This window comes from Micromonospora sp. NPDC050417 (genome assembly GCF_044458865.1).
GTDB lineage: Bacteria > Actinomycetota > Actinomycetes > Mycobacteriales > Micromonosporaceae > Micromonospora_G.
This window is the reverse complement of record NZ_JBITIH010000016.1, coordinates 179,974-195,567: the sequence shown is the minus strand read 5'-3', so window position 1 is coordinate 195,567 and position 15,594 is coordinate 179,974. Positions and strand designations below refer to the sequence as shown.

The following is a 15,594-nucleotide window of genomic DNA, read 5'->3' as shown; positions in this document are numbered from 1 at the left end:
CGGTGACCGCACGTCAGGGTCCGGTCGGCTGCGGGACGGACGGGAGTTCGTCCTCGTGGGTGGCACGGACCCGGACGGGTCGCATGAGGATCACCACGAGCAGGGCGGCGAGGATACCGACGACTCCGGCCACGGCAAAGGTCGCTTGGACACCGGTCACCGACGCGGCGTGCGCCGCGCTGTCGAGGAGCTGTCGGCCCTGCGCCGGGGCGGAGTGCAGCAGGGCAGGCGTCTGTCCGCCGGCGATGGCGTGCGCGGTCTGTTGCGCGTCCGGGACGCCGTCCGCGGCGAGGCTGCTCTGCGCGCGGGCGGCGAAGACGCTGCCCAGCGCGGCGACCCCGAAGGCGAACCCGAGCTGACGGGTGGTGTTGACCGCACCGGCGGCCATGCCGCCGCGCTCGGGCGGCACCAGGGACATGGAGACCGAACCGAGGATGGGTGTCGCCAGGCCGACGCCGACACCGATCACGGCGAGTCCCGGAATCAACGCCGGCCAGGTTGCCGCGCCGTGCACGAGCGCGACGACGGTCAGGCAGCCGAGGCCGATGAAGAACAACCCCGCGCCGATCACCAGATCGGGCCGCCGGCCGTGCAGCATCCGGCCGAGGATCGCCGATACACCGAACGCCGTGATCGACATGGGTACGCCGGTGAGTCCGGCACCGATCGCGCTCATTCCCAGCACCGACTGCAGCCAGATCGAGGTGTACGTGAACACGGCGAAGGCGGCGAACGTCATCAGGAGTCCGGCGAGCAGCACCCCGACGAACGAGCGGTTACGGAGCAGTCCGAGGTCGAACATGGCGTGGCGCGAGCGCGTCTCGATCGCGACGAACCCGGCCAGCAGCAGACCTGCCAGCGTGAGCAGCCACCAGACTCCACGATCGGACCAGCCGTCCTCGTTCGCCCGGATCAGCGCGTACGTCGCGCAGGCCGCCGCGGCGGTGAAGCTGGTGATGCCGGCGATGTCCACCCTGCCCCGGCCGGTTCGGTGGCCGTCGCCGAGCATGGTGAGGCAGAGCGTGACGGCGATGGCGCTGAGCGGCAGGTTGACGAAGAAGATCCAACGCCACGACGCGCCGTCGGTGAGCAGACCGCCGAGGATCGGGCCGACCGCGGCCGAGGCGCCCGAGACGGCACCCCAGATGCCGTACGCGCTGCCTCGCTCGCGGCCCGCGTAGGTGCTGTTGAGCAACGCGAACGTGGTAGCGAACATGGCTGCGGCGCCGATGCCCTGCACCGTACGGGCGGCGATCAGCACGCCCGGGTTGGGGGCGAGCCCGCAGAGCAGTGACGAGGCCGCAAAGATCACGAGCCCGGCGACGTACGTGCGGCGGTGCCCCACGAGATCAGCGATCGAGCCCGCGCCGAGCACCAGTGCACCCAGCGCGAGCGCGTACGCGTTGATCACCCATTGCAGGGCGCCGAAGGACGCGTCCAGGTCACCGACCATCTCGGGCAGGGCGACGTTCACGATCGTGACGTCGATCAGCAGCATGAATGTACCCAGACAGATCGTCGTCAGCGGCAGCCACCTGCGCATGTCGGCACCTACGTTCCTCGGGGCGTCCTCCTCGTATAACGCGCCGGCTCCGGCCGCGTCACCGGCGTCGGACCGTTCGACGAACAACCGGGTGGTCTCTCCCGGGGCGGGCCCACCCGATCGGCACGCCGCAACTCTCACGACATGGTCACGATGCCGCCCCACGCTCGTACCGAGCGCACCTCTCACGAACGGCCACCGGTCGTCAGTCGGTATGGCGGCGCCACACCGCCAGGAGTCGCTCACCAGCACCGGTCCCCGGTGGGTCCATGGTGGGCGAACTCGCTGCGATCATTGGGACATGAGGACCGCGATCGCGTACGCCGAGTTCGCCGCCCGCGAGGCGCACGGTGTGTCACCCGTGTACGAGCGGCTGTCGTACGCGGTGTCGCGCGACGACACGATCCTGGACTTGCTCGACACACTGCCACCGCGCAAGCGGCAGCCGAACCTCCTCTTCGGCGTCGTACGTTTCCTCGGCGGTCCGGTCGAGGAGCCGGCCGAATTCCACAACTACACGGTCGCGAACTGGTCGGCGATCGTGGCGGAGATGCGCGCACGGGCCACCCAGACGAACGAGGCCGGGCGGTGTGCCGTACTCCTGCCCGTGCTCGCCGCGTTGCCGCAGCCGCTCGCGCTGCTGGAGGTCGGTGCCGCCGCCGGGCTCTGCCTCTACCCCGACCGGTACGCCTACCGCTACGGGCAGCACGCGATCGGCTCGGGCGAACCGGTTCTGGAGTGCGCGGCCAGCGGGGTGGCGCCGCCGACCGTCCTACCCGAAGTGGTGTGGCGCGCTGGCCTGGACCCGAACCCTCTGCGGGTGACCGATCCCGTGGACGTCGCCTGGCTGGACGCGCTGATCTGGCCGGAGCACACGAACCGCCGAGCCCGGCTACGCGCCGCCGTGTCCGTGGCCGCCGCCGAGCCGCCACTGCTCGTACGCGGTGACCTGGTCGACGACCTGCCGGCGCTGGCCGCGCGGGCACCGGCCGACGCGACGCTCGTGGTCTTCCACACCTCGGTGCTGTACCAGGTGTCGACGGCACGACGGGACGCGTTCACGGCGGCGGTACGCGAACTGCCCGGACACTGGGTCGCGAACGAGGCCCCGGAAGTGCTGCCCTACGAGACGTTGCCGAAGCCACCGGTCGACGCGCTGCACAACGTGCTCGCGCTGGATGGGACGCCACTGGCCTGGACCCGGTCACACGGGCAGCAGATCACCTGGTTCGGGTGACGACCACCCTCGATCCGCGTTCACCTCGTAGACGATCTCCAAGCCGTCTTCGTCGTCCCACGCTGTCCGACCTTGGTGAATCCGTACCGCGACGCCAACCGACAGGTGGGGTCAGGCCGGGTCCGCCACGTCCGGGGTGCGCGCCAGGCTCCAGTAGCCGACGCTCGGCACCATGCCGAGGGCGCGGTTCAACCGCAGGATCGGCTCGTTGGTGTCGTCGTTGTGGGTGGTCAGGGCGACCGCGCCGACGTCGTACGCGTACCGCAGAGCGGCGGTCTTCAGTGCGCTCGCCACGCCCGCGCCCCGGTGGGCGACTTCCACGCCGGTATACACCGTGTACCAGTCACCGGTGCCGACCTGCTCGTCGATGACACTCAGGCCCCAGGGCTCCGAGTGACCCGGGCCGAGCGGTTCAGCCAGTAGTACGACTGACGTGTCGGAGAAGTATCCGCGGGCCTGCGCCAGGTCGACATCCTGGTTCTCGCCGCCGGGCACCGGTAGTCCGACCAGGGTACGGCCGACACACGCCATGACCGTCGCGTCGTCGGACGCGAGGTCGGTGACCCGGATCCGTATGCCCGCCCGCTCTCCGGCCGCCCTTGCGAGACCGGCGACCTCCTCACCCCGGCCAGCGAGGTCGAACCGCCAGCCCACGCTGTGGTGGGTGACCGCCAGGCCGTAGCGCTCCGCAAAGCGCCGACCGCGGTCAAGGTCGTCACGGAGGGCACTGGTCACCACGGTCCCGGCCGGGAGTTCCCGCGCCGCCTCGGCCAGCTTCGCGGCGAGGGCGGTGCCGACGCCAGCGCCCCGGTACGCCTCCGCGACCGCGACGAGGGTCGAGGCGGTACCGGGAAAGACCGGTTCGGTGGTCAGCTTGCCGGCACCGATCACGGTGCCGGCAAGCTCGGCGACAAACGCGTAGTGGATCTCATCCGGCGCCGCGCTGGTGAGCCTCTCGGTCAGCCGGTGCCGCTTGTCCGCGCCAGCGGCCGACACCAGCAGCGCGATGGTCGGCTCCAGGTCCGCCGCCGTCATGGGCCGGATGGTGACGTTTACCGAGTCCAGGGGTGCACTCACGAGACCGACTGTAGGTTTGGGTCAGGTAGATCCGCCCTATGAGCTGGGCCACTCCATCGACCGGCGCACGGGGTCTGCCCGAATATCCGCACGACAGGAACGTACGCGGACCTTTAGGGTGTACCCCTTGTGAACCGCTTCGTCGAGATTGCCGCCCCGTCGCGGTTCGGTACCGGATTCCGCTGGCTGCTCGCCTCGTCCTGGGCGACCAACCTCGGCGACGGCATCGCCCTGGCCGCCGGACCGCTGCTGGTGGCCTCCCTGACGACCGACGCCTTCCTCGTCTCACTCGCCGCGCTGCTGCGCTGGGCGCCACCGTTGCTCTTCGGTCTCTACGCCGGCGTCCTCTCCGACCGGTTCGACCGCCGCCGGATCATCATCGTCGCGAACGTGGTCCGTACGGTGGTCCTCGGCGCCCTCGTCGTCATGCTGGCCACCGACCGCGCCTCGGTGGCCGGAGCGCTGCTCGCGCTGGGACTGCTCGCGACCACGGAGGTCTTCGCCGACAACACCACCTCCACGCTGCTCCCGATGCTGGTGCACCGGGACGACCTGGCGATCGCCAACTCCCGGCTACAGACCGGCTTCATCACGCTGAACCAGCTCTGCGGCCCGGCGATCGGCGCCACCCTGTTCGCGGCCGGCAGCGCCTGGCCGTTCGTGACCGAGGCCGTCCTCGTCGGCTGGGGGGTGGCCCTGGTGTGGCAGATCAAACTGCCCGCCCATGGTCGCGATCTCGCGACCATGGGCAGCGTCGGACGGGACATCCTGCAGGGGCTGCGATGGACGCTGGGACACCCGGCGGTGCGTACCCTTGCCCTGACCATCCTGATCTTCAACGTCACCTTCGGTGCGGCCTGGTCGGTCCTGGTGCTCTACGCCACCGAACGGCTCGGCCTCGGCGCCGTGGGCTTCGGCATCCCCAGCACCGTCACCGCCGTGGGCGGCCTCGCCGGCACCGCGCTCTACGGTTGGATCACCCGACGGGTCAGCCTGGGCAACGTGATGCGGGTGGGACTGGTGATCGAGACGCTCACCCACCTGGCCCTGGCCCTCACGACCTCGGCATGGGTGGCGTCGGCGATCCTCTTCGTCTTCGGCGCACACGCCTTCATCTGGAGCACCACCTCGGTCACCGTCCGGCAGCGCGCGGTACCGACGGAGTTCCAGGGACGGGTCGGCAGTGTCAACATGACCTGCGTCTTCGGCGGGCTGGTCGTGGGCTCCACGGTCGGCGGTCTGCTCGCCGCCCGGATCGACGTGACCGCACCCTTCTGGTTCGCGTTCATCGGGTCGGCGATCTTTGTCGTCGCCCTCTGGCGCAACCTGACCCTGATCGCCCACGCGGACGAAGAATCCGTGCCCGACGCGCGACAGGTAGACCCGGCACTGGCCTGAGGCGGACGGTCGCTGGTCGGTCAGCGGACGTCGCGTCGGAACAGGCGGTCGATGTCGATGCTCAACCAGGTCCCGTCGCCGAGCGACACGAGACTCCCGTCCCGGTACGGTCCGGGCTCCCGCTCCACCATGCCGCCGACCCGCCCGGTGCGCACGTCGACGTAGCGGCTCAGTTCCCACTCCATGGTGTCGTCGAGGTCGCCGGAAAGGGTGACGATCGCGGTGTCGGAGTCCAGGTAGCCCCCGTCGACGACGAACGCCGGGTAGGTGTTGTCGTCGTAACCGAACAAGGCCGCTGGCACCCGTACCACCACCTCCCCCTCCGGGTAGCTGTGGAAAGCGACATCGCGCCGGTCGTGGTGGATCGTCATGAGGGAGTCACCGGCCGGCGAGAGGTCGACCAGCCTTCGGTCATCCCACGGGTACGTGCTCAGCTCGATGGCCTTGCGGTCCAGCCGGGCCCGATGCACCCGGAGGGCGTCCCGCCCCTCGGCCACACCCAGCAGTACGTGCACACCGTCCGAGTGGACGAACTGACGCCCGCCGGCCCCGGCGCCGTCCAGCACCGCCTGGGCCAGGACGGTTCCGGTGTCGGCGTCGACGACGATCCACCGACCCACACGATCGACCGTGTAGATCCACACGACCGTACCGTCGGCCGAGAAGGCGCAACTCGTGGTCGCCAGATCCGATGCCGGAACGGGGTCAACGACCCCGTCCAGCCGCCAGAGCCTCCGACCCGCACGGTCGGCACACACCACGGCACCGGAGGTCGCGTACGCCGCACGACTCAGGTCCGGCGCCACCGTCGGACTCTCCACTTCGACGCCTTCCGGGACCGGGAAGGAGGCCACCAGTTCGGCTGTGACCCTCGTCGACTGAGGGTCGGCGAAGCCGTAAACACGAATAAAGTCGCCTTCCTGCCGGTTGATCAGGCGCGAAGACCGTGGCATGTCGCAGAAGGTAGACGACTCCGGCCAACCTGCGCGAACTGTCCGGTCTGCTGGTGGGACCGGGGTCCTCTCCGGACCCCGGTCCACCGAACCACTAACGGAACTGGAAGTAGGCGCGGTGCTGCGTACCGTCCGCCAACGAGAGGACGAACTCCCGACAGGTCCCGGCCCAGCTCCGATCCGTCTTCCACGGGTAGGTGTGGCGGCCGTGCCCGCTCGTCGAGAGCTTCGAACGGCCCGGGGTCTCGGCCTTCACCGGCAGCGGCCCCGGCGTGATCGTCCCGTCCGGGTTGACCGTGGCCAGCGTCTGGCAGTCGACCAGCCGGGAGTACGGCGAGTTGCTGGCGAGGATGTCCCGGTCCCGGTCCCGATCCCGGCCGAGCACGAACTGCATCGGTGTGGTGGAGCCCGCCTTCACCGAGTTGAGGGCGGGTTTGGCTGCCCGGTTGGTGAAACCACGCTCGCAGGACGGGTGGGTGTCGTACGCGGCGGAGTTGTCGTCCCGCCCGGTGGTGCCCTGCACCGCGCTGTAGCCGAGGCCCCGGCGGGCGAAGGAGGCCCAGAGCGTGCAGTTGTTCTCGCCACCGGTCAGGGCCGCGTCGGCGGCGATGACCGCGTCCCGGCCGACCACGAACCCCGGCCCGCAGCCCTGGATCTTCAGCCCGTCGATGACGAGTTGCATCGCCAGGTTGTTGCCCCCGGTGTGCCAGGCGCCGTACGCGTTGCGGTTGAGCCCGTGCCGGTCGATCAGGTCCCAGGTCATGTCCCACAGCACGGCGGCCCAGCCATGGCCGATGCCATGCGGGGCGGCCAGCGACGTACCGTCCAGCCACGCACCGGTCTTGATGCTGTCGTACGTGAACGGCTGGATCTCCATGTTCCGGGAGTACGGGCGGGGCCGGAAGCCGTCGCCCGACCGGCTGTCGGCGAACTGGGCGTACTGGCCGTAGCCCCGCGGGCCCTCCGGATCGTCGAGATCCGGGTTGATCAGGGAGACGATCGCAAGGAAGTCGCTCCAGCCCTCACCCATCTGCTCCTGGCCGGTGAGGCAGTTGACGTTCGGTCCACCGGTCAGGCGGTTCGAGACACCGTGGCCGTACTCGTGGAAGATCGTTTCTGAGCGGAAGGCGGCGTCACGCATCGCCGGTCGGTCGGTGTTGCGGTGCACCCGCCCCGAGGCCGGCAGTCCGGCCCGGATGGTGGCGCCGTCGGACTGGCTCACCATCACCGCCGGGATGCCGACCGGCGGGTTCACCGACCCGTTCATGACCGCCGGGGCGCCCTCGACGTTGTTGGCCACCACCACGGCGACGGCACCGGCGGCCTCGGCGTTGACGACCTGGGTGTAGTAGGTGCAGGCGCTGCTTCGGTCGAGCAGCGCGATCGCGCCGGCCGGCACGGTGTACGCGCTACAGCCGTCGCCGAGCGTCTCGACACCGTCGTCGACCGGGACGACCTGGCCGGTGAAGCCGGCGTTGGTGGGAGCGGGAGTGAAGCGGGCGTACTCGGCCTGGTAGGTGCCGGCACCGGAGCCCGAGCCGACGGTCACCGCGTTCGGCAGTCCGAACTGGTTGCCCGGCCAGAGGAACATCTGCATCCGGGGTGCGCCGCCGTCCTGGGCGGGGGTGGAGAAGTTGGCGTTGTTCTGACCGGAGCCGTCCTGCGCCTCGCACCGTACGTCGTCGCCGCCGACACCGCCGCGCTCGTAGTTGTTGACCTGGAAGTTGCCACCGGCCTCGTCGAAGCCGTAGCGGTAGGTCAGGTCGTGCACGACGTTGCACCAGTAGAAGAGGTTCGCCACGGCGGCGGCGGTGTAGGTCTGCGGCTGCTCGTCCAGGTTCGCCGGAAGGTTGAAGTCGAGCCCCGCTCCCCCGTCGGGAACACTGCCCGGGTCGGGCTGGTTGTTGGCGTCCCGGTCGGCGTAGGCGCGTACGTTGTTCCCCTCGGTGGCACTGGACTCCGGTCCCGCCACCCCGTTGGTGTCGTGCCATCCGTACGGCGACGCGGTGGCGTCGGCAGGATTGGTCACCAGCGTGCGCGGTCCCTCGTTCGGGTCGTTCTTCGGGAAGGTGAAGACCCGGTAGCTCGATCCGTCGTTGACCCTGCGGGGCGGGAACTGCGGGCCGACCACGGTCCCGTGCCCCGGGCCGCCGGCCGTCGGGGCGGTGTGCCGGCCCAGGGTGTCGGCGAGTTGCTCGGGCGCGTCGTGGACCGTCCAGTCGTCCACGTTGAGCAGTTCGCCGGAGGCGCTGTCGACGGTGGCGTTCCAGAGGTGCGAGTCGGTCGAGTCGTCGATCACCAGTTGCCAGGCGAGCCGCAGCCCGTCGTCGGTGCGCTGCCAGCCCAGCCGGGCCGGGATCGGCTCGTCGGAGATCCCGCTGCCGGACACGACGGTGCGCTGGGCGCGACCGGTGGCGTCGTCGAGCACCCGTGGACTGGCCGGCTCGGGCAGGTCGAGTGCGTCGGCCGCCGCCTTCACCGCGCCGGTGGCGTCCAACACGGCGCTGCCGGAGGGCTTCGCCGCCAGGGCGGGCACCAGGCTGTGGCCGACGAAGACGACACTGCCGTCGGCGGCGACGCTGACCGTCGCCGTCGCGCCGAAGACCTCCAACTCCTGGTAGCGCTGGGAGAGGTTGACGTGCGTCACCCCACTGTGCTTGCTGGTCGTGCGGGAGGAGAGCACGAGGTCGCTGAGGTCGGCACTGCTCACGCCGTACCGGGCGGAATGGGTGCGCAGGTAGTCGATCGCGATGGTCTCGGGTTTGCCCTCGTTCGGCCCGGTGAGGAAGAGGGCGGTGCGCGCGGCCCGCGCCGAGTCTCCCGCACTGTCGTCGGGTGCGGCCCAGGCGGGTGGCGCCAGCGTCGGCGTCAGGACCGCGACAAGCGTGGTGACCAGCAGTAACGCCGCGTGCTGACGGAGCCGGGAGGGCGGGGAGGATACGGGCACTGGTGCTCCCTTCGTGGCGGACGTACGAGGGGCGTGGGATCCTTGCCGGCATCGATGATTTTGACCGACGGTACGGATCACTTCACGGTGCGTCGTCCGACACGCGTTCAAAATCATCGATGTCTTCTGCTACGGCTGTCGGACCCAGCCGTCACTTCGTCAGCGTCCGGTACAGGCGGTAACGCTTCACACTCACCTGACGCACCCCGCCCATGGCCCGGACCCGATCCCAGAGCGGCCCGCTCGCGATCGCGTCGCCGTTGGCCTCCAACGCCTCCAGGTGCGCCTCCGGACTGGTCCACTCGGCGTAGTTCAACACCTGGGAACCGTCCGTACTGATGTGGAAGAAACCGCCGATGCCACCGGCGGGCAGATTGTCGTCCGCGCCGAGCGCGTCGAAGACCGCGTCGACCCAGACCCGGGCCCGGTCAGCGCTCTCGGTGTCGACCCGGACGGCCACCACCGCGCCCGGTGTCCGTCCGTCGTCAGCACGGTTGCCCCGGTAGATCCGGTAGCGGGCGAGGTCGCGCCGGCCGATGTCGGGCACGATGGCGTCGGTCCACTCGACGATCGTTTCCCGCCCGGCGCGGACGAACGCGTCGGCCACCGCGTCGTCGGTCCACTGCGAGTAGTGGCGGATGAGTTCGCCATCGGTGTCGAGGTAGATGGCGTACGTGAGCAGGCCCGTCGGCCACGCGACCTCCTGCCACGCGGCGACGAGCGCCTCCGCGACGGTTCGCTGCCGATCGGGCGTACCAAGCACCCACTCGTCGGAGAGTGCGGCCCCCACATCCGTACGGGTCAGGTCGGGAAACTGGTCGGTGACGCGCATGGTCGGCCCCTCGGGTCGCTCGGTCTGGTGCCGTCGAGAGCCGACGCTAGAACCCGAACAGAGGTTGAGGTCAAGGACGACGTCGACCGTGCGACCGCAGGGGCGCGTAGCCGCCCTACAACGAGCCGGCGTAGATGACCTGCTCCCTCATCCCAGCGCCCCAGTCGGTCGTACGCTTCTCCAACGCCAGGCCGATTTTTTCCGCGACCCGCTGGGACGGCAGGTTCTCCGGGTTGATGATGGCGATCAGGCGCTTCGCGCGCACGACGTCCCTGGCGTAGTCGCGGCAGGCGAGTGCCGCCTCGGAGGCGAAACCCCGGCCCTGCAGATCGGCCCGTACGTGGTAGCCGATTTCTATCTCCTCCACACCATCGACCCGTTGCATAGTCAGTCCACAGTCGCCGACGAACTCACCACCGTCGCGCGCCGACATGATCCAGAGCCCGAAACCGCGATCCCGGTACAACCGCCGATTCCACTCGATCCAGCCCAGCGTCTCGCTCCGGGTCAGCGATCGCGGGTAGTAGCGCATCACCTCAGGGTCACCGAGCAGCGCGGCCATGTCGTCGAGGTCGTCGGCGGTCATCTCCCGAAGCAGCAGCCGCCGTGTCGTCAGCGTCGCCATCAGGCGACTCTATCGTGGCCGTTACGGCACCTGCCGGCCGTGATCGTGCCGGTCAGAAGCGCAGGCCGAGATAGGTGAGCGGGCCGGGATCGACGACCTCGATGACGTGGAAGCCGAGCCGGTCGTAGAACGTGCGCGCCTTCTGGTTGGTGGTGATCATCCCGAGGTGCAGTCCCGGCACGCCGGCCCGGCGCAGTGCCCCGGTGAAGGTCTCCATCAACGCCCGGCCGTGGCCAGCGCGCTGGTACTCCGGCAGTACGTCGATGTGCAGGTGGGCCGGATAGTCGACAAGCTCGGGCAGGAGCATCCGTTCCGGGGTGTGCAGCAGGCGCGCCATCACCGCGTCGGGCGTGCTCGGCTCCCCGGTCGGTGCCGGATACCGGTCCCCGACCCGGGGCAACCACTCGTCCCGGAACCGGCGGACGAACCTGGTCGTGTCGGAGGTGCCGAGTACGTACCCGACCGCCCGTCCCGTGCCGTCGCCGTAGCCGTAGCCGTCCCCGTCCCCATTGCCGTTGCCGTCCCCATTGCCGTCGCCGTCGAGCACGAACGCGAGATCCGGTTCGAGGTGGGCGTACGGGTGGGCGAAGATGTCCGGCAGGATGTCCGGGTCGGCGTACGAGCCACTGGCGTCCTCCCCCGCATCGGCCGTACGGATGCAGATGTCACCGACAGCGTCGAAATCACCGGGCCGGTAGGGACGAATGCGCATGGCGTCGACACCTGTCGTTCTCGCGGCGATGCCCACGGGCGGATCGGGCACCAACTGGTCAGCCATCGTACGGCCAGCACAGCGCGAACGGGGGCGACATCCGGGGTCGAGTCCGGCACCGGAGTCGGTCAGTTGACGCCCCGGGGAACCAGGCATGATCGCGGGACGGGTCGGGGGGTGCGACTCCTCGACACCGGGGCTGCGGCGGCGCGCGACGGTGAAGGCGGCAGGTACTCCGCCACACATGGAGCGATGAAGGCGAGCCCGACTGCGGCTATTACCCGCCGGGCAAACACGGGTCTCCGCGAGGGGTTGGCCGGCGCAGGCTCTGTCATGCCACGAGTCTGGATCGCCGGGCGCCAGACGGGCTACGAACCGAAGTCTCGCATCGAATGACTTCGGTTCACCGGGAGCGGCTGTCGGGACGACCAGGCGACGGAACCGGGCTGTCCACGGTTCGATGGACACCGCCCTCCGGGTACGCGACGATCGGTGGGTGACGATGAGACGGGGTGCCCTGCCCCAGCGTGCGGCACAGGCGGCGGTGGCGGGTGTGGTGGTGCTGCTCGGCGCGCTCGGGCCGGTCGTGCTTCCCCCGACCGCCGTCGCGGATGCCCCGGGTCCGACCGTCGGGGCACTGCCGGACCGGATCGACACACCGGTGATCGGCACCCTGCACGCCACCGACCGGCCCCGGCTCGGGCCCGCCGCGTTGCTGTTCAGCGGTCAGGCGGATGGACTGACCGGTGGGGACGAGGACGGAGTGGTCGGGATCGTCGGGGCCGACTCGGACCGGTACCGGACCTTCGAGGTCGGCTTCGAGGCTCCGGTCGGTGAGCAGGTGGTGCTCTCTCCCGACGGCCGTGTGATCGCGTACCCGTTCTCCAGTGGCGAGCGGAACTGTGTCCAGCTCGTCGACCTGGGCGACGGCGAACGGGAGTGTCTGGACAGTCCGCACCGGTGGAGCGCGTTGACGGTGCCGCTGGGCTGGTCGACGGATGGCAGCCGGCTGGTCGTACGCGAGATGGTGCCGGTCGACCCGCAACGTAGTGCCTACGAGACGGTGCTGAGCATCGTCGAGGTCGGGACGCGGCGCACGTGGCGACTGGCCAGCGGGACAGGGGTGGACGGCCCGCTCTCGCACGACGGTTTCACGGTGGCGTTCGCGCCGGACCAGCGCCGTGTGGCGTACCAGATGGCGGGGGCGGTCACCGTCGCCGACCTCGACGGCCAGGTGCTCTCGTCGTTCGCGGTGGCGGCGGGCACGACGCTCGCCGGCAAGGGCGCCTGGACTCCGGACGGGAGCGCGCTGGCGGTGGTCGAGGGGGTAGACGGCGCCCGGATGCTGCGTTATCTGGACCCCGCCACCGGAGCGCCGGCCACCGGCCCGGTCCTGCCGGCGGTGCCGGGAGTGACCACGATCCGGCTGCTCGGCTGGCGCCCGAGCGGTGGCGCGATGGTGGTGGCGTACCACCCCGAGCCGGCGATGGCGGCCTCGGTTGACGACGCGACCGCGTACGACAACGTCCGTACGGTCAGGGTGCTCGCCCTGGACCCGGCCGCGACCGCACCGGTCACCCTGCTCACCGCACCGGACCAGGTGCTCGCCATCGATGTCGCGGACGACGTGGTGCACGGCGGACGGGTCCGCTCGGCCGATCCGCCGTCGGGTGTGGGGCCGTGGTTCTGGTTCTGGGCGGGTTCGGCCGGGGTAGCGCTGCTGGTTCTCATCCTGGTGCGGGTCCGGCCCCAGCCGGCGCACTGGTCCGAACGGCGGGCCAGTCGGCGGGCCGGGACGACGCCCGCTCCGAACCCTGCCGGTTGAGCGTGCGGTGAGGCCGGTCAGCGGATCGGCGGGGCATGGTGAACAATGGCCGGCGTGGAAGCCCTACGCCTCGTGTTGCTCTACGTCCACCTGATCGGTTTCGCGTTGCTGCTGGGTGGGTCGATCGCCCAGTACGTGAGCGGCGCGATCCGGATCAACCCCGCGATGCTCTGGGGTGCGGTCATCCAGCTTCTCTCCGGTCTGGGTCTCGCCGCGCCGCTGCGCGACGGTGACGAGCCGTCGCCGGCGAAGCTCCTCACCAAGCTGCTGATCGCGCTGGCGATCTTCACGATGGTCTTCTTCTCCCGCAAGCGGGACGCCGTCAACCGGGGGCACTTCCTCGGGATCATCGTGCTCACCCTGGCCAACGCGGCGGTGGCGGTCTTCTGGCGGTGAGGCTTCGCGGGGCCGCCCGGTAGCGGCCGGACGAACGTTCCCGGCTGCGCGAACGCACCCATCCGGGAACGTTCGCCCTGGTGGCGTGGCAAGCTGACTGACATGGATCGGGAGCAGGTAGCGGCCTGGGTCGCGGCGTACGAGCGGGCGTGGCGTACGGCGGGCACGGAGACGCTCGCGACGATCTTCACGGAGGACGCGAGCTACCAGCAGGGGCCGTACCTGGAGCCGGTGCACGGCCTGGCGGCACTCGCCCGGATGTGGGAAGCCCAGCGGGAGGGGCCGGACGAGGTGTTCGGCATGCTCAGTCAGGTGGTCGCGATCGACGGCGACACCGTGGTCATCCGCACGGAGGTGCGGTACGGCCTTCCGGTCACCGAGCAGTTCCGCGATCTGTGGATTCTGCGTTTCGCCGACGACGGACGTTGCCGCGCATTCGAGGAATGGCCTTTCTGGCCGCCGGGACAACACTCCGCGCTGCCCGACCGGGATTGATTCCGACTCGAACGACGAAGACTCGTCCCAGGTTGCCGACCGGATCGGCGCGGTTATGGGCGCGAGCTCGGAGAAGGAACGGAAGAGCCTCGGAATTGACTCGGAGACTCTGATCCATTGCGGACAATCCGCTCGGTGCTGCCCGCATGGATACTCGACGAGTGCCTACACGGGCACCGGACAGGTCTGTTCATTTTCGGACACTCGATGCCAGTTGCCGCCCATATCACCTATCCCCGCCACTGCGCCGACGATCGTTCCACCAGACAACGCCAATCGTTCACCGAAGCGTCGATTTACTTCGGTGATCACAAGATTGCCGCCAGGCATGATGTGCGGGACCAGCCGCGAGCGTACGACTGCCGAAAATGCGCAGCGTGCGGGCTGGCCGAACGCCGCGTCGGCGTAGAAGGAGGAAGTGTGCGAATCTCGGTTGCCCGAACAGTTGCGCTACTGGCCGCGTCCACGACGGCGCTGGCCATCGCCGCCTGCGCGCCCCCGGAGAAGGAGAGCGCGGCGTCGAACAGCGACGCGGCCAAGGCCGTCAGCGTGGCCGACCTCGGCGGGCTGGACCAGCTCGTTGCCGCGGCCAAGAAGGAGGGGCAGCTCAACGTGATCGCGCTGCCGCCGGACTGGGCCAACTACGGCGAGATCATCAAGGCGTTCACCACCAAGTACGGCATCAAGGTCAACTCGGCCCAGCCGGACGCGTCCAGCCAGGACGAGATCAACGCGGCGAACCAGCTCAAGGGTCAGGCCACCGCTCCGGACGTGTTCGACCTCGGTGGTGCGGTGGCGTCGGCGAACACCTCGCTCTTCGCCCCGTACAAGGTCGCGACCTGGGACGACATTCCGGCCGCGCTCAAGGACGCGAACGGCACCTGGGTGAACGACTACGGCGGCTACATGTCGATCGGCTACGACAGCAGCAAGGTGCCCGCCCCGCAGAGCATCGCCGACCTGCTCAAGCCCGAGTTCAAGGGCAAGGTCGCGCTCAACGGCGACCCGACCCAGGCCGGCGCGGCGTTCAGCGGCGTGGTCATGGCGGCGCTCGGCAACGGCGGCTCCGCGGACGACATCACCAAGGGTGTCGACTTCTTCGGGCAGCTCAAGAAGGCCGGCAACTTCCTGCCGGTCGACCCGACCGCGACCACCGTCGAGTCCGGCCAGACGCCGGTCGTCATCGACTGGGACTACCTGAACGTCGCCCAGGGCGCCAAGCTCCAGGGCAAGCTCGACTGGAAGACCGTCGTACCCGCGAACGCCGTGGTCGGCTCCTACTACGTGCAGGCGATCAGCAAGGACGCCCCGCACCCGGCCGCCGCGCGGCTGTGGCAGGAGTTCCTCTACTCCGACGAGGGCCAGAACCTCTGGCTCGGCGGTGGCGCGCGTCCGGTTCGGGCCGACGCGATGGCCAAGGCCGGAACGATCGACCAGGCCGCGTACGGCAAGCTCCCCGTCACCAGCGGCGCGCCGGTGTTCCTCACCGACGCGCAGACCACGAAGGCCAAGGAGAGCCTGGCCGCGAACTGGGCGAAGGCAGTGGGCTGAGCG

General features: G+C 69.8%; 13 protein-coding genes. 6 read left to right on the top strand and 7 right to left on the bottom strand.

What is annotated here, in order from left to right:
- Positions 1 to 13: 13 nt before the first annotated feature.
- Positions 14 to 1,543, bottom strand: a complete 1,530-nt coding sequence (locus ACIBF5_RS21570; protein ID WP_396814258.1) for an MFS transporter — start codon at positions 1,541 to 1,543, stop codon at positions 14 to 16.
- A 301-nt stretch (positions 1,544 to 1,844) separates the two neighbouring features.
- On the opposite strand from ACIBF5_RS21570, the gene ACIBF5_RS21565 reads away from it, so the two are divergent.
- A complete protein-coding gene (locus tag ACIBF5_RS21565) occupies positions 1,845 to 2,780 on the top strand; it encodes a DUF2332 domain-containing protein (RefSeq protein WP_396814255.1) in 936 nt (311 codons plus the stop codon).
- A gap of 111 nt (positions 2,781 to 2,891) precedes the next feature.
- Here the strand turns inward: ACIBF5_RS21565 and ACIBF5_RS21560 are convergent, their stop codons facing one another.
- On the bottom strand, positions 2,892 to 3,857 hold the full coding sequence (locus tag ACIBF5_RS21560) for a GNAT family N-acetyltransferase (RefSeq protein ID WP_396814253.1): 966 nt from the start codon (positions 3,855 to 3,857) through the stop codon (positions 2,892 to 2,894).
- Between the two features lie 129 nt (positions 3,858 to 3,986).
- On the opposite strand from ACIBF5_RS21560, the gene ACIBF5_RS21555 reads away from it, so the two are divergent.
- Positions 3,987 to 5,255: an MFS transporter gene (locus ACIBF5_RS21555; protein ID WP_396814251.1), complete on the top strand. Its 1,269-nt coding sequence runs from the start codon at positions 3,987 to 3,989 to the stop codon at positions 5,253 to 5,255.
- Between the two features lie 20 nt (positions 5,256 to 5,275).
- On the opposite strand, the gene ACIBF5_RS21550 is transcribed toward ACIBF5_RS21555, so the two are convergent.
- The 5 genes from ACIBF5_RS21550 to ACIBF5_RS21530 all read right to left on the bottom strand — a co-directional run bounded on the left by ACIBF5_RS21550 (position 5,276) and on the right by ACIBF5_RS21530 (position 11,324).
- Positions 5,276 to 6,208 (bottom strand): hypothetical protein, encoded by a 933-nt coding sequence (locus ACIBF5_RS21550; RefSeq protein WP_396814249.1) that lies wholly within the window; start codon positions 6,206 to 6,208, stop codon positions 5,276 to 5,278.
- Positions 6,209 to 6,302: 94 nt separating this feature from the next.
- Positions 6,303 to 9,155, bottom strand: a complete 2,853-nt coding sequence (locus ACIBF5_RS21545) for a M36 family metallopeptidase (protein WP_396814247.1) — start codon at positions 9,153 to 9,155, stop codon at positions 6,303 to 6,305.
- Between the two features lie 151 nt (positions 9,156 to 9,306).
- The gene (locus ACIBF5_RS21540) at positions 9,307 to 9,987 is read right to left on the bottom strand and encodes a hypothetical protein (protein WP_396814245.1); all 681 of its coding nucleotides are present in this window, start codon (positions 9,985 to 9,987) and stop codon (positions 9,307 to 9,309) included.
- Positions 9,988 to 10,102: 115 nt separating this feature from the next.
- The gene (locus ACIBF5_RS21535) at positions 10,103 to 10,612 is read right to left on the bottom strand and encodes a GNAT family N-acetyltransferase (protein WP_396814243.1); all 510 of its coding nucleotides are present in this window, start codon (positions 10,610 to 10,612) and stop codon (positions 10,103 to 10,105) included.
- Between the two features lie 52 nt (positions 10,613 to 10,664).
- On the bottom strand, positions 10,665 to 11,324 hold the full coding sequence (locus tag ACIBF5_RS21530) for a GNAT family N-acetyltransferase (RefSeq protein WP_396814241.1): 660 nt from the start codon (positions 11,322 to 11,324) through the stop codon (positions 10,665 to 10,667).
- A 496-nt stretch (positions 11,325 to 11,820) separates the two neighbouring features.
- Here ACIBF5_RS21530 and ACIBF5_RS21525 point away from each other — a divergent pair, with 496 nt between their 5' ends.
- From ACIBF5_RS21525 to ACIBF5_RS21510, 4 genes are all read left to right on the top strand, one after another.
- Entirely contained in the window at positions 11,821 to 13,149 is a 1,329-nt protein-coding gene (locus ACIBF5_RS21525) for a hypothetical protein (protein WP_396814239.1), read from the top strand.
- 54 nt (positions 13,150 to 13,203) lie between these two features.
- Positions 13,204 to 13,545: a hypothetical protein gene (locus ACIBF5_RS21520; protein WP_396814237.1), complete on the top strand. Its 342-nt coding sequence runs from the start codon at positions 13,204 to 13,206 to the stop codon at positions 13,543 to 13,545.
- Positions 13,546 to 13,647: 102 nt separating this feature from the next.
- Positions 13,648 to 14,040, top strand: coding sequence for a YybH family protein (locus tag ACIBF5_RS21515; protein WP_396814235.1), 393 nt, complete (start codon positions 13,648 to 13,650; stop codon positions 14,038 to 14,040).
- 420 nt (positions 14,041 to 14,460) lie between these two features.
- Complete coding sequence (locus ACIBF5_RS21510) at positions 14,461 to 15,591, top strand: ABC transporter substrate-binding protein (protein ID WP_396814233.1); 1,131 nt, start codon at positions 14,461 to 14,463, stop codon at positions 15,589 to 15,591.
- Positions 15,592 to 15,594 lie beyond the last annotated feature (3 nt).